The sequence below is a fragment of the Roseibium salinum genome, assembly GCF_026240905.1.
Taxonomy (GTDB): Bacteria; Pseudomonadota; Alphaproteobacteria; order Rhizobiales; family Stappiaceae; genus Roseibium; species Roseibium salinum.
Map to the genome: position 1 here is coordinate 1,687,944 of NZ_JAPEVI010000003.1, position 13,257 is coordinate 1,701,200.

Sequence of the window (13,257 nt, forward strand, 5' to 3'; positions counted from 1 at the left end):
CGAGCTGGTGAGCGGTTTTCCCGAACCGGCTTTGCGAGGGGATTTGTGAATGCTTGCACGTGTCGTTGTGTTTTTTGCGCTTGTGGTTGCCGTTGCCGGCGCCACGCTTGGAATGGGATTTCTTGTCGAACCGGCGACCGCCTGCCAGACATACAAAACCTGCTGAAAACACGGTAAAACGAACCGGAAAAACCCGCCGCAACGGCGGGTTTTTCGCTTTGTATGGACTGATCAGTTTTCGTAATGATCGGCCACGAGCTGGCTGAGCAGGCGAACGCCATAGCCGGACGCCCAGCTCTGGCAGATATCGTCCTTTGGTGCACCGAAGGCGGTTCCGGCAACATCCAGATGCGCCCAGGGCACGTCATTGGCGAAGCGCTGCAGGAACTGGGCAGCCGTGATCGACCCGGCCCAGCGGCCGCCGGTGTTCTTGACATCCGCATTGGGCGTATCGATCAGCTTGTCGTAGTCCTTGGAAAGCGGCAGGCGCCACAGCGGCTCGCCACTCGCCTTTGCCGCCGCCAGCAATTTGTCTGCGAGTTCGTCATTGTTGGAGAACAGCCCGGCATTCAGGTTGCCGAGCGCCACGAGTACGGCACCCGTCAGCGTCGCCAGGTCGATCATGATCGCCGGCTTGTATTCTTTCTGGGTGTACCAGAGCGCGTCCGCCAGAACGAGGCGGCCTTCCGCATCCGTGTTGAGGATCTCGATCGTGGTGCCCGACATGGCGGTGACGATATCGCCGGGCCGCTGTGCGTTGCCGTCCGGCATGTTTTCGACAAGGCCGATCACGCCGATCACGTTGGCCTTTGCCTTGCGCGCGGCAATGGCATGCATGGCACCGATGACAGCGGCCGCGCCGCCCATGTCGCCCTTCATGTCCTCCATGCCCGCGGCCGGCTTGATGGAGATGCCGCCGGTGTCGAACACCACACCCTTGCCGACAAGCGCGACTGGAGCGGTCCCCTTCTTGCCGCCATTCCAGCGCATGATCGCCAGACGGGGCGGACGGACCGACCCCTGGGAGACGCCGAGCAGGGCCGCCATCTTCAGCTTTTTCATTTCCTTTTCGCCGAGGACTTCAACCTCGACGCCGAGCTTTTCCAGCTCTTGTGCCTTTTGGGCGAATTCCACTGGTCCGAGCACGTTGGCCGGTTCGTTGACAAGATCGCGTGCCAGGATCACACCGTCCGCGATGGCCTCCGCAGTCCCCCAGGCTTTTTTGGCCTTCCTCGGGTCTGAGACGGCCAGGCTGAGCTTCAGGTCCTTGTCGCCTTCGTCATCTTTTTTCTTGGTCTTGTATCTGTCGAACGCATAGGCGCGCAGCTTCGCACCCATTGCGAATTCGGCCGCATCCTCGGCCGTGATCTCCGCGCCTTCCGGAACATCGAGCAATACCGTTGCCGCTTCCGCCTTGGCCTTCTGAAGCTCGGCGAGCACGGCGCCGCCAAAGGCGCGCCAGTCGTCTTTCGTCAGTTCGGAAGGCTTGCCAAGGCCGAACACGATCAGCCGGTCCAGGCCAAGTCCACGAGGAGCGACCAGGTCGAGGCTTGTCTTCTTCTTGCCCGAGAATCCGGCTATCCCCGCCACACGTTGCAACCCGCCCTCGACACCGGAAACGACCTCCCCCGCGCCGGGTCCCACACTCAGGTCTTCGCCGGCCAGGATCACGGCGACGCCCGACTTCGGAGCGTCTGCTTTTACAAATGAGATTTTCGCAAGTTTGATCATTCGTCGGTCCTATTGATTTTGCATCTTGTGTAGGCGGGTGCCCAGGCGGTAGAGAGGCGTTGCCTCCTATCCTTGGCGTTGCAGCTTTCACGCCAAATCATGGGGTTTCAACAGCTTTCCGGCAAGGGCCGCAAAATTTAATGTATATTTACCATTCTTATTCACGGCCCGTTCACCACATTCCGTGTTATTCGGACCTGGGCTGAATTGTAGTCAATTTTACAAGGGACAAGTTCCGGCACCGTTATGAAAACGATCGAACGATACATCGTCCGCCGGACTGTCTATGCATTCACCCTCACCATTGCGGCAATGACGGGTGTTGTCTGGGCCACGCAGGCGTTGCGCCAACTGGATCTGGTGACTTCCAAGGGGCAGACGATCGTCCAGTTTATCGGCATTACCATCCTTGCCCTGCCGTTCCTGATCGTCATCGTCGCCCCTTTTGCTCTCATGATCGCGCTCATCCTGGTGCTCAACGCGCTGTCCGGCGACAGCGAACTGATCGTGATCGACGCCAGTGGCGGTTCCCGGTTTCTGGTGCTGAGACCGGTGATGATTTTTTCTACGGTGGTCATGCTGCTCACAGCCAGCATGTCGCTCTATTTCGCCCCCATGGGGCTTGCCCAGCTCAGAACCGAGATTACACGGGTGCGGGCCGACCTCGTCGCCAACATCGTCAAGCCGGGCCGTTTCATCACCGTGGAAGACGGCCTGACGTTCCACATCCGCAACCGGTCGGGCAAAGGCACCCTGGACGGCCTTCTGCTGCATGACACCCGGGATGCGGAAACCGCCTTCACCTATCAGGCCGATACGGGGTTGATCGTCGAAGCGGCCGACCGGACGCTGCTCGTAATGCAAAACGGCACCATCCAGCGTCGCCCCAAACAGGAAGGCGATATCTCGATCGTCCGGTTTCAGTCCTATGCCTTTGACCTTTCCAACCTGATACCGGAGGCCGGAGAGCCGGTCTTCAAGGCGAGTGAACGAACAACCACCAATCTCCTGTCGCCCGGCCGCAATGACGCCTATGCGCTGAAAAATCCGGAAAAGCTGACGACGGAACTTCATGAACGCTTCAGCCAGCCGCTCTATTGCATCGCTTTCGGGCTCATCGTCTTCGCCTATCTCGGCAAGGCCCGCACCACACGCCAGAGCCGAGGCCTGGCAGTTGTGGCCGCGATTGCGTCTTGCGTTCTGCTGAGAACGGCCGGTTTTGGAGTAACCGCCATATCGGGCGGCTCGACGGCTCTTGTCGGCCTGCTTTACGCGGTTCCGGTCTCGGCATCCGCACTGGCCCTCATCTCCGCCTTCAGGGAGCAGAGACGCCAACCGAAATGGCTGACCAATCTGCAGTTGGCGGTACAAGAGCGGATCGATGCCCTGGTTGATCGTCTGCATAACCGGCGGACGGGAGGCGCGGCCTAATGCTCGGGCGCACTCTGACCGTCTATTTCTCTGGCCGCTTCCTGAAAGCCATTCTCGGTCTTTTCCTGTTTGCCGCCGTCCTGATCTATCTCTTCGACGTTCTGGAACTCGTGCGCCGTGGTGGCGACCGGGAAGGATTTTCCGTGCTCCGGGTGGCGCTGATTTCCGTGTTGCGCGTTCCTCTTCTGCTGGAACAGGTCATTCCGTTTACGGTCCTGTTCGGCTCTATAGCCGCCTTCGTCACCTTGAGCCGCGGCCTTGAGCTTGTTGTGACAAGGGCGTCCGGTGTTTCCGTGTGGCAGTTCTGCATGCCCGCGATCACCGTCGGCATCGCACTCGGCATTCTGTCCATCACGATCTACAATCCCGCGGCCGTCTGGTTTCAACAGAAATCGGACGAAGCCGCCGCCGGCCTCTTCGGCACGGAGGAGAGCTTCCTACTGCAGAATTCCAACGACGTCTGGGTGCGCCAGGACGGGCTCGACGGGGAATCGGTGCTGCTTGCCAAGCAGCTTCTGGATGGCGGAACGCGGCTCATGGGTGTCACCGTTTTCACCTTCGACAAGGACGGCACTTTCCGGGAGCGCATCGAAGCCAAGCAGGCGCGGCTCGGACACGAGATCTGGTATCTGGACGATGCCATCGTCTACACCACCGAGCAGGATCCACAATATTACGGGCGCTATCAGGTCAGCACGTTCTTGACCGCAACCGAAGTGCGCGAAAGCATCGGCTCTCCCGAATCGATTTCCTTCTGGAACCTGCCTCGTTTCATCGAACTGGCGAGAAACGCAGGGTTACCCGCCTATCGGTATAATTTGCAGTATCAGACATTGCTGGCGCGACCACTTCTTTTGGTTGCGATGATTTTGATCGCAGCAGCAGTTTCCCTTAAAGTTTCGAGGTTTGGCGGGCTGGGGACGATGATTCTGGGTGGAATCCTGTCCGGGTTCGTGCTTTACGTTCTAACCGAGCTTGCCAAGGACTTTGGGGGCGCTGGCATCGTCCCTCCCTGGTGGCCGCCTGGGCGCCCGGAATATTTGGAGTACTTATGGGTTTGACGATTCTCTTGCATCAGGAAGACGGTTAAGAGCTATGTCTTTTCCAGTTTTCCTGAACACAGAGATATGGGCCAAAAAAGGCAGTCTACTGGCGGCGGCAAGCGTATTTGCCATAGCGGCAACCCTTTGTCATGGCGTCGTTGCTCCCGTCCATGCCCAGGATATCGGTTCCAACCTTGCAGGGCAGCTCGATCCGGATGCAAATCTGATCCTGGAAGCCAGCGAGGTCACCTATGACTTCGACCGGGACCTGATCGTCGCGACCGGCGACGTTCAGGTCTATTATGACGGAAACACCGTCCAGGCCCATCAGATCGTCTTCGACCGCGGCAACCAGCAGCTCAAGGCGGTCGGCAACGTGATTTTCATCGAGGCCGACGGCAATGTCATCCGCACGGCGGAGATGACCCTTTCGGAGGACTTCTCGGAAGGCTTCGCCCGGGCGTTGCAGATCGACACGACCAGGCGCACGCGGTTTCTGGCGGCTCAGGCGCGCCGCGAAGGCGACAACGTCACCACGATCGAAAACGGCATTTATACGGTCTATACCAAACCGACAAATCCGCCGGACAAGCCGCCGCTCTGGCGCGTTCGGGCCGAGAAAATCATCCACAACCAGCAGGAAAAGATTATCCGGTTCGAAAACGCCGCCTTTGAGGTCTACGGACGGCCGATCGCGTACCTGCCTTATCTGTCCATGCCGGATCCCTCCGTTAAGAGGAAATCGGGTTTCCTGATGCCGAGCGGTGTCATTTCGGACAAGCTCGGCTACGGCGTCACCGTTCCCTATTACTGGGCGCTCAATCCCTATTATGACCTGACGACCACCCTCACCCCAATGACCAAGCAGGGACTGTTCGCCGACGTCGAGTACCGTCAGCAGTTTCGGACCGGTGCCGCCAGCATTTCCGGAGCCGGGCTGTTCCAGACACAGCCGGGACAGTTCTCGACCCCCAGAGCGGATATGCGCTGGCGCGGCGCGGTCAACTCGACCGGGTCCTTCTCCATTGCGCGGGACTGGACGCTCGGCTGGGACCTCACCTACAAGAGCGACCGCCAGTTCTTCAGGGACTACGCCTTCACCAGCTTCAGTGGCGACACGTCCCAGATCTACCTGGAAGGAATGACCGATCGCAATGCGTTGAGCGTCCGCGCCTACGCCTTCCAGATTTCGCAGGAAGACTATTCGGACAGCGAATTCAACGCCAATGGCTTTTCCCCCGTCGGCAGTTCCCTGCAGGACAAGCAGCCGCTGGTTCTGCCGGTCGTCGATTACGACTATGTCTTCGCCGATCCCATCCTGGCCGGTGAGCTTGCGCTGACCGCAAACCTGACATCCCTCACCCGCGACGAAACCGATGCGTTTTCGGTCGACGGGGGCACGACGCCGAAATTTCGCGGGATCGACGGCACGTTCTCCCGCTTCTCGGTCAAGGGCAACTGGCGCCGGACATTCATCGACCCCCTGGGCCAGTCCTTCACGCCTTTCGCCTATGTGCGCGGCGATCTATTCTTCCTGGCCTCTCCCGATTCCGACGTGACGGCGCTGACGGGCGAGAGTTTTGTGGGCCGCGCCATGCCGGCGGTCGGTCTGGAGTACCGGTATCCGTTCATCGCCTCCTTCGATGGCGGCAACCAGATTCTCGAGCCCGTGGCTCAAATCGTCGCCCGCCCGGACGAACAGAGGATTGGAGAGCTTCCGAACGACGATGCCCAAAGCATCGTCTTCGATACCACGACCCTGTTCGACTATGACAAGTTCTCCGGGTTCGACCGGGCGGAAGGCGGCACGCGCTTGAACCTCGGCCTTAATTACAGGCTTCAGTTGGACAGCGGCTATTACGTCAGCGGCCTCTTTGGCCGGTCCTACCATCTGGCCGGCGAAAACTCCTACGCAACGCCGGACATCCTCGGCGCCACGGACGACTCCGGTCTTGCCTCGGACCTTTCGGACTATGTCGGCAGCCTCTACCTGGACACCCAATACGGCGTGAAGCTCGGCGCCCAGGCTCGTCTCGACAAGGACGATTTCAGCGTCAACCGCTTGCAGGCGCAGGCGAGTGCCATTTACGGCCCCGTGGTCTCCTCGCTCGCCTATGCGTTCCTGGATGCTCAACCGGATGTCGGTATCGACGCGCCGCGTGAAGAGATTCTGGGATCGGCGAGTCTGCGGCTGGAAGAGAACTGGCGGCTGTTCGGTTCCATGCGCTACGACCTGGAAAACAGCAACATCGTCCAGAACGGGCTCGGGCTCGGCTATGACGACGAAGGGTTCTCCCTTTCGGTCTCTTATGCCGAGGACCGGAGCCGGAATGACGGTGACAACGTCAACCGCACGCTGTATTTCCGAGTTGGCCTCAGGACGATCGGCAATACACAAGTCTCCAGCGGTGCTTTGAACTAAATCAGAAACCGTGTAGCAGAAGTACGCGCGCAGTCATCAGATGGCCATGAATCCGGGCATCATGCCGGGAAACTTTGAATTTGTGGCAATGATATGCGAAACATCATGCTACAAGAACACTCACTTCGGTTTGGCCTCAGGCCAGCACGGATGGTTATGCAATGCGATTTCGTTTCGTCCCGGCACTGGTGTGTCTGGCACTTATACTGACGGCCCCGCTTTCAGGTCCCGCAAACGCTGGGATCAGGGTTATCGTCAATGACACGCCGATCACCGACTATGACATCAGTCAGCGTGCGCGGCTGATTACGCTCACCCAAAAAAATCGGCTTCCGTTGCAAAACGTGAGGCCGAGGAAGAACTGGTCGACGACCATGTCAAGCTCGCGGAAGCTGAAAGGGTCGGCATCAGCGTCGGCCAGTCGGAGATCGACAACGCCTTCAACAATATTGCGCGCAACGTGAAAATGTCGCCGTCGCAACTTTCCTCCGCTCTGCGTCAGGGCGGCGTCCAGCCGGAAACCCTGAAAGCCCGTCTGAAGGCTCAACTGGCGTGGAACCGGGTTCTGAGCTCCCGCTTCAGCGGCAAGATCGAAGTCGATGAATCGGACATCATCGCTGCCTTGAAGAAAAGCGACCAGGAAGAGCGCCAGACATCCGTCGAGTACGATCTCAAACGCGTTATCGTTGTGGTTCCGAAGAGTTCCTCGGGCGGCTTCAAGTCCAAGCGTCAGAAGGAGAGCAACCAGATCCGCGCCGCCTTCAACGGCTGCGACAATGCCGGCAGCGTTTTGGGACAATACAGCGAAGTGGTGATGCAGCCGATCGGCCGCCGCCTCGAGACCGAACTGCCCGAAGACGTGCGTGAGGAAATCAAGGCCCTTGAACCCGGCAACCTGACAAAACCGTCCGCGACGCCGGTGGGCTATGAAATGATCGCAGTCTGCGGCAAGCGCGAGATCGAGTCGGACATTGCACTGCGCACCGAGCTGGAAAACGAACTGCGCGCCAAGGAAGGCCAGAGCCAATCCCGCCGCTATCTGATGGAAGTGCGCCGCCGCTCGTCCATTATCTACCGCTGATCAGCCATGGATCCCGATCAAAAGCCAGTTGCCGTCAGCATGGGAGAGCCTGCCGGCATCGGGCTGGAGTTGGCACTTGTGGCGTGGAACAATCGGCGGTCCCTCAGGCTGCCTCCGTTTTATGTCCGGGGCGATGAAACCCTGCTCGCCGAACGCGCTGCTGCGATCGGGATGAAGATCCGAATTGAGAGCGTCTCGCCGGATCAGGCGGTTCGCCAATTTTCCAAATCCCTGCCGGTCGTTCAAACCGGCCCTGCCTTGACCGACAGGCCAGGCGAAGAACAGGAAGGCACCGCCCAGAGCGTCGTCGCCTGCATAGAAGGCTGCGTGGAGGATATCCGCGGCGGACTGGCCTCTTCCCTCGTCACCAACCCGATCAACAAGGCAGCGCTCTACAGAACCGGATTTTCCTATCCCGGTCATACCGAGTTTCTGGGCGCCCTTGCCCGGAAATACTGGCCGGACGAGCCGGCAGAACCGGTCATGATGATTGCCGGACCCGAGCTGTTGGTCGTGCCTGTCACGATCCATATTCCCATCAGGGATGTGCCTGCGGTACTGACCGAGGATCTCATCGTAAAGACGGCAGAAATCACCGCCAGAGACCTTGCGGACCGTTTTGGCTATTCCAACCCGCGGCTCGCCTTGTGCGGTCTCAACCCTCACGCAGGCGAAAACGGGACGATCGGCACCGAGGACCGCGATGTCATCGCGCCTGCGGTCGCCCGGCTGCGGGCCAAAGGCATCGCTGCAAGCGGCCCCCACGCCGCGGACACGCTGTTTCATGCGCCGGCCCGCAAGGAGTATGACTGCGTGCTGGGAATGTATCACGATCAGGTCCTCGTCCCGGCCAAGACCATCGGTTTCGATGACAGCGTGAACGTCACGCTTGGCCTGCCCTTCGTGCGCACTTCTCCCGACCATGGAACGGCCTACGGACTGGCGGGCGCCGGCACAGCGCGCATCGACAGCTTTGCGGCGGCCCTGCGCATGGCCAATGTCCTGGCCAACCCCGAAAAGCTGTAAGGGCGTAGCGATCCTTTCCAATGGCACAAATAGACGACCTTCCCCCTTTGCGCGATGTGATCGCGGCCCACGGCCTGGATGCGAAGAAATCTCTCGGCCAGAACTTCCTGCTCGACCTGAACCTGACCTCCCGCATCGCCCGGTCCGCCGGCAGCCTTGATGATTGCACGGTGCTCGAGATCGGCCCGGGTCCGGGAGGCTTGACCAGAGCGCTCCTGGCGGCAGGCGCAAAGAAGGTAGTTGCCATTGAAAAGGACAGCCGCTGTCTGCCGGCGCTTGCTGACATTGCCGCCCGTTATCCCGGTCGGCTGGAGGTGATCGAAGGCGACGCGCTGCAACTGGATCCGGTGGCTCTCACCGGCGGCGACAAGGTCCGCATCGCGGCCAACCTGCCCTACAATGTGGGCACGCAGCTGCTGATCAACTGGATTACGACACCGAAGTGGCCGCCCTTCTGGTCTTCGCTGACGCTGATGTTTCAAAAGGAAGTGGGCGAGCGGATCGTCGCCAGGCCCGCCTCCAAAGCCTATGGCCGCCTCGGCGTTCTGGCCGGCTGGCGCTGCAACGGCGGTATCCTGTTCGACATCAGCCCGAAGGCCTTCACGCCGCCACCCAAGGTCACCTCGGTCGTGGTACATCTGACACCGGATCCCACGCCCCTGCCCTGCGATTTGCACGCCCTGGAAAAGATCACCGCAGCAGCCTTCGGCCAGCGGCGGAAAATGCTGCGTTCCAGCCTCAAGGCCTTGTCGAAGGATGCGGAAAAACTGATCGTGGACTCAGGATTGGGTCCGACCGCCCGCGCCGAGGAAATCGACATTGCCGGCTTCGTGAATCTGGCGAATGTCTTCAGGACTGCGGGGGCTGTTTAGGGTTTGCCAAATCCCGCGGCCAGGAGCACGGCCGCCCGGTTTTGCACCGCTTCAAGAACCTGCAGCTTCACTGTCTTTGCGGGGATTGCCACGAAGTGATGGGGCGACCCGGTCGTTGACGTCAATACGCCGGACCGGGCCGTAGACCGGTTCAGGCCGTCTCGTCGGCCAGCGCTGCGTCAGGCGCATTTTTCTTCACCGACTCGATACCATTGTCGCGCGAAGCTGCGCTGCTGTAGGTTTCGCTGGTGCCGATCACCTGGCCGTTGCTTGCCTTGAGATTAAACATCGGTTGTCCGGACTTCGATTCCTTCCGCTCGTAGCGGTCGTCCAGCAGAGCATTCTCGCGGACCGAGTTCTATCCCGTTCTTGGCGCTCGCTTTCTGCTTGTAGCTCTCGCTGGTGAGAATGATCTCGCCATTGCCGGCTTTCAGCCGGAAACGGTATTCACCTGCCTTGTCTTCGTAGAGTTCAAACTTTGCCACCATTGCCAATACCCTTCTAAAAAAATCCATTTACAGCGCCGATTTGACGCAAAAATGCGGGTAATGGCAATAGCTTTACGACGGCCCCAGCAAGGAAGACCGCTACCGATGCGAACTGTTCACCAAACAGGCCGACGTAGCCGGATGCCTGACCCGTGAGATAGGTAACAGAACGTTCCGGACACATAGGTAACACTTTTCGCATTTGCGGCGTTGAAGCCGCGCGAACTGCATTCATGCCCGGCTGTGACATAGCGAAGGCGGTGCCGAATGTCAGTCGCTTTCGCCCAGCTCCTTCTCCAGATCGTCAACCATTGCCTGAATGAGCGGACCGATCTTCGGAGAGCGAAACTGCTTCAGCCGTTCGGCCTTGAGGATGGCGCGAACGTTGTCGAATGCCCGTTCCAAGTCGTCGTTGACGACGACATAGTCGTATTCGGACCAGTGGCGCATTTCGCTGACGGCCGTCTTCAGGCGTTTGGCAATCACTTCGTCGGTGTCCTCCGCCCGCCGGTGCAAACGGGATTTCATCTCGGCAATGGACGGCGGCAGGATGAAGATGGAGACGACATCGGGGCGCATGCTCTCATAGAGCTGGAAGGTGCCCTGAATGTCGATGTCGAACAGAACGTCGCAACCGTTCTCGAGAGCGGATTCCACCGGGGCCCGTGGCGTTGCGTAGCAATTGCCGTGCACCTCGGCCCATTCCAGCAGTTCCCCATGGTCGCGCATCTGATCGAACCGCTTCTGGTCCAGAAAATGATAGTGCACACCTTCCACTTCGCTGGAGCGGCGCGGGCGGGTCGTCACCGAAATGGAGAGTTCGAGATTGTCCTCTTTCTCGAGCAGAAGGCGTGCAATGGTCGATTTTCCGGCGCCGGAGGGCGACGACAACACCAGCATCAGGCCCCGCCGCTGTTTATCGGCCTGGTCTGCACTGACGGTGATCCCGGCGGAAGGTCCGCTCTGGGCTCCAACGGGCGCGTCGGACATAAGGCTCACTCCAGGTTCTGTATCTGCTCACGCATTTGGTCGATGACGGACTTCAAGTCCAGTCCGATGGCCGTCAGGTCCACGTCGTTGGATTTGGAACACAACGTGTTGGCTTCACGGTTGAACTCCTGTGCCAGGAAATCCAGCCGCCGGCCGACTGCCCCGCCGGTGTCCATCAGGTCGCGGACGGCAGCCACATGGGCATGCAGACGGTCCAGTTCTTCGCGGATATCAGCCTTTGTCGCCAGGAACACTGCCTCCTGATGAAGGCGCTGAGGGTCCAGTTGTCCGTCGGAGGCATCCACGAGTTCGGAAACCTGTTTTTTCAGCCGGGCCTTGATCGCCTCCGGCTGGCGGGCCGGAAGACCTTCGGCCGCCTGGGTCAGATCGGCAATCCTGTCTATCTGGTCACGGACGATACTGGTGATCGCCTGTCCCTCCGTGTGACGCATGTCGACCAGATCGATGAGGGCTGCATCGAGACTGGTCAGCAGCGCATTGTGAAGGGCTTCCTGGGCGTCTTCATCGTCTTCCGGCTCCTTCAGCTCGAAGACGCCTTTCTGGGCGAGGATGCCGTCGATCGACGGCGGAGCCAGATCCGGTACGCGCCTCTTCAGAAGATCGATCGTGGTCAGCACCGCTTCGAGAGCACTTTCATTGACCTGAAACTGTTGTGCCGACTGATCCCGCTGCATGGACAGACCGATCGAAACGTTGCCGCGCCGCAAAAGCTTCGTGCAGCGTTCCCGGATCTTCGGTTCCAGCGTTTCCAGGCCGGTCGGAATGCGGATACGCAGATCCAGCGACTTGCCGTTGACGGATCTGAGCTCCCAGGTCCAACGGACCGGACCCGATTCCCCCAAGGCACGCGCGAAACCCGTCATGCTGGCCAGTGACATATGCCCCTCCGGAAGTTCTCCGCCCCGTATCAGCCCGGCGCAGGGTCAGTTGGCAGCTGCCGGCTCTGCCTGGTTTGTCTGTTCGCTCTGGCGGCGGTCCCGTTCGATCTGACGCCATTTGCGGACATTCTGCTGATGCTGCTCATAGGTCTCGGCAAATATATGCCCGCCCGAGCCATCCGCAACAAAGTAGAGGTCCTGCGTCCTGGACGGATTGGCGACGGCCTCCATAGCCGCACGTCCCGGATTACCGATCGGTCCCGGCGGCAGCCCGTCGATCTGATAGGTGTTGTATTCGTTATCGGCCTTCAATTCGGACTGCTTGATGGCGGAACGGTCCTTGAGCCAGGCTTCCCCGCCGTACAAGCCGTAGAGGATCGTCGGATCGGACTGCAGGCGCATGTTCTTGTTCAGACGATTGACGAAGACACCTGCCACCCGGGGACGTTCATCCGCCAGGGCCGTTTCCTTCTCGACGATCGATGCCAGAATGACCAGTTCTTCCGGCGTTTCGACCGGCAGTCCCTCCGTACGCCGTTCCCAGACCTCTGCCAGCAGCTTCTCCTGCGCCGCTTTCATGCGGTTGACGACTTCCTGGCGGTTCGTTCCGCGGGCGAAGGTATAGGTTTCCGGCAGGAGCGCGCCTTCCTCGGGGACCTCGGTGATCTCTCCGACCAGGATCGGATGCTGACGGATACGCTCAATGATCTGCGCCGTGGTCCAGCCTTCGGGAACAGTCACGGAATGCACGACCGCCTTGCCCTCGACGAGATCGCTCATGACCTCATGCATGGAAACCCCGGGCGCGAACGCATATTCCCCGGCCTTCAGCTTGGTGGCGCTCTTGTAGAAACGGGTACCGACATTGAAGACCCACTCGTCGATGAGGCTGTCTTCAATCACGCCCTGGCTGGCGAGGCGATCGGTTATACCGGAAAGACCCGCGCCGGACGAAATGATGACGGTCGTCTTTTCCTTGAGCGGTCCGGCTTCCTCGAACTTCTGCTTGCCGAAGTAAAGCGCGGCCCCGGCCGCGGCAAGGCCGATCACCGCCAGCGTGATGATCAGGTTGATCAGGATGACCAGCGGATTGCGAACGTGGCGGGACCGTTGCGGCGGTTCCGGCGCCGGTTCAGGCTGCAAGGCTTCACGCGGGCTTTTCGGCTTAATGCGCATATCGGGTCGCACCTCCAGGCCCGAGCCCCAAAGTCCCTGACCTGGGCTCGAGCGGACCGGTTGTCACAATCAAAATCTCAAGCCGAATCCAAGGATTC

General features: G+C 59.9%; 12 protein-coding genes. 6 read left to right on the forward strand and 6 right to left on the reverse strand.

Annotation, left to right across the window (positions count from 1 at the left end):
* Positions 1-231 precede the first annotated feature (231 nt).
* Positions 232-1,731, reverse strand: a complete 1,500-nt coding sequence (locus ON753_RS12340) for a leucyl aminopeptidase (RefSeq protein WP_265962914.1) — start codon at positions 1,729-1,731, stop codon at positions 232-234.
* A 246-nt stretch (positions 1,732-1,977) separates the two neighbouring features.
* Here ON753_RS12340 and lptF point away from each other — a divergent pair, with 246 nt between their 5' ends.
* The 6 genes from lptF to rsmA all read left to right on the forward strand — a co-directional run bounded on the left by lptF (position 1,978) and on the right by rsmA (position 9,606).
* Positions 1,978-3,162: an LPS export ABC transporter permease LptF gene (lptF, locus tag ON753_RS12345; protein WP_265962916.1), complete on the forward strand. Its 1,185-nt coding sequence runs from the start codon at positions 1,978-1,980 to the stop codon at positions 3,160-3,162.
* Positions 3,162-4,223, forward strand: coding sequence for an LPS export ABC transporter permease LptG (gene lptG / locus ON753_RS12350; protein WP_265962918.1), 1,062 nt, complete (start codon positions 3,162-3,164; stop codon positions 4,221-4,223). Before lptF ends, lptG begins: the two co-directional genes overlap by 1 nt.
* A 34-nt stretch (positions 4,224-4,257) precedes the next feature.
* A complete protein-coding gene (locus ON753_RS12355; RefSeq protein ID WP_265962920.1) occupies positions 4,258-6,627 on the forward strand; it encodes an LPS-assembly protein LptD in 2,370 nt (789 codons plus the stop codon).
* Between the two features lie 361 nt (positions 6,628-6,988).
* Positions 6,989-7,708, forward strand: a complete 720-nt coding sequence (locus ON753_RS12360; RefSeq protein WP_265967138.1) for a peptidylprolyl isomerase — start codon at positions 6,989-6,991, stop codon at positions 7,706-7,708.
* A 6-nt stretch (positions 7,709-7,714) separates the two neighbouring features.
* Positions 7,715-8,734, forward strand: coding sequence for a 4-hydroxythreonine-4-phosphate dehydrogenase PdxA (pdxA, locus tag ON753_RS12365; protein ID WP_265962922.1), 1,020 nt, complete (start codon positions 7,715-7,717; stop codon positions 8,732-8,734).
* Positions 8,735-8,754: 20 nt separating this feature from the next.
* Positions 8,755-9,606 carry a 16S rRNA (adenine(1518)-N(6)/adenine(1519)-N(6))-dimethyltransferase RsmA gene (gene rsmA, locus ON753_RS12370; RefSeq protein WP_265962924.1) on the forward strand — a complete coding sequence of 284 codons (852 nt, stop codon included), beginning with the start codon at positions 8,755-8,757 and terminating at the stop codon, positions 9,604-9,606.
* Between the two features lie 151 nt (positions 9,607-9,757).
* Here rsmA and ON753_RS12375 read toward each other — a convergent pair whose 3' ends face one another.
* From ON753_RS12375 to mltG, 5 genes are all read right to left on the reverse strand, one after another.
* Entirely contained in the window at positions 9,758-9,895 is a 138-nt protein-coding gene (locus tag ON753_RS12375; protein WP_265962926.1) for a YegP family protein, read from the reverse strand.
* On the reverse strand, positions 9,888-10,094 hold the full coding sequence (locus tag ON753_RS12380) for a YegP family protein (protein WP_418067869.1): 207 nt from the start codon (positions 10,092-10,094) through the stop codon (positions 9,888-9,890). The genes ON753_RS12375 and ON753_RS12380 overlap by 8 nt, the downstream gene beginning before the upstream one ends.
* Before the next feature lie 270 nt (positions 10,095-10,364).
* Positions 10,365-11,084 (reverse strand): guanylate kinase, encoded by a 720-nt coding sequence (gene gmk / locus ON753_RS12385; protein ID WP_265962928.1) that lies wholly within the window; start codon positions 11,082-11,084, stop codon positions 10,365-10,367.
* Positions 11,085-11,089: 5 nt separating this feature from the next.
* Complete coding sequence (locus ON753_RS12390; RefSeq protein ID WP_265962930.1) at positions 11,090-11,983, reverse strand: YicC/YloC family endoribonuclease; 894 nt, start codon at positions 11,981-11,983, stop codon at positions 11,090-11,092.
* Between the two features lie 45 nt (positions 11,984-12,028).
* Positions 12,029-13,159, reverse strand: a complete 1,131-nt coding sequence (gene mltG / locus ON753_RS12395; RefSeq protein ID WP_265962932.1) for an endolytic transglycosylase MltG — start codon at positions 13,157-13,159, stop codon at positions 12,029-12,031.
* Positions 13,160-13,257: the final 98 nt, after the last annotated feature.

Coding starts and splice junctions, on each gene's coding strand:
- ON753_RS12340 (WP_265962914.1), bottom strand. CDS start 1,731: ATGATCAAACTTGCGAAAATCTCATTTGTAAAAGCAGACGCTCCGAAG.
- lptF (WP_265962916.1), top strand. CDS start 1,978: ATGAAAACGATCGAACGATACATCGTCCGCCGGACTGTCTATGCATTC.
- lptG (WP_265962918.1), top strand. CDS start 3,162: ATGCTCGGGCGCACTCTGACCGTCTATTTCTCTGGCCGCTTCCTGAAA.
- ON753_RS12355 (WP_265962920.1), top strand. CDS start 4,258: ATGTCTTTTCCAGTTTTCCTGAACACAGAGATATGGGCCAAAAAAGGC.
- pdxA (WP_265962922.1), top strand. CDS start 7,715: ATGGATCCCGATCAAAAGCCAGTTGCCGTCAGCATGGGAGAGCCTGCC.
- rsmA (WP_265962924.1), top strand. CDS start 8,755: ATGGCACAAATAGACGACCTTCCCCCTTTGCGCGATGTGATCGCGGCC.
- ON753_RS12375 (WP_265962926.1), bottom strand. CDS start 9,895: ATGTTTAATCTCAAGGCAAGCAACGGCCAGGTGATCGGCACCAGCGAA.
- ON753_RS12380 (WP_418067869.1), bottom strand. CDS start 10,094: ATGGTGGCAAAGTTTGAACTCTACGAAGACAAGGCAGGTGAATACCGT.
- gmk (WP_265962928.1), bottom strand. CDS start 11,084: ATGTCCGACGCGCCCGTTGGAGCCCAGAGCGGACCTTCCGCCGGGATC.
- ON753_RS12390 (WP_265962930.1), bottom strand. CDS start 11,983: ATGTCACTGGCCAGCATGACGGGTTTCGCGCGTGCCTTGGGGGAATCG.
- mltG (WP_265962932.1), bottom strand. CDS start 13,159: ATGCGCATTAAGCCGAAAAGCCCGCGTGAAGCCTTGCAGCCTGAACCG.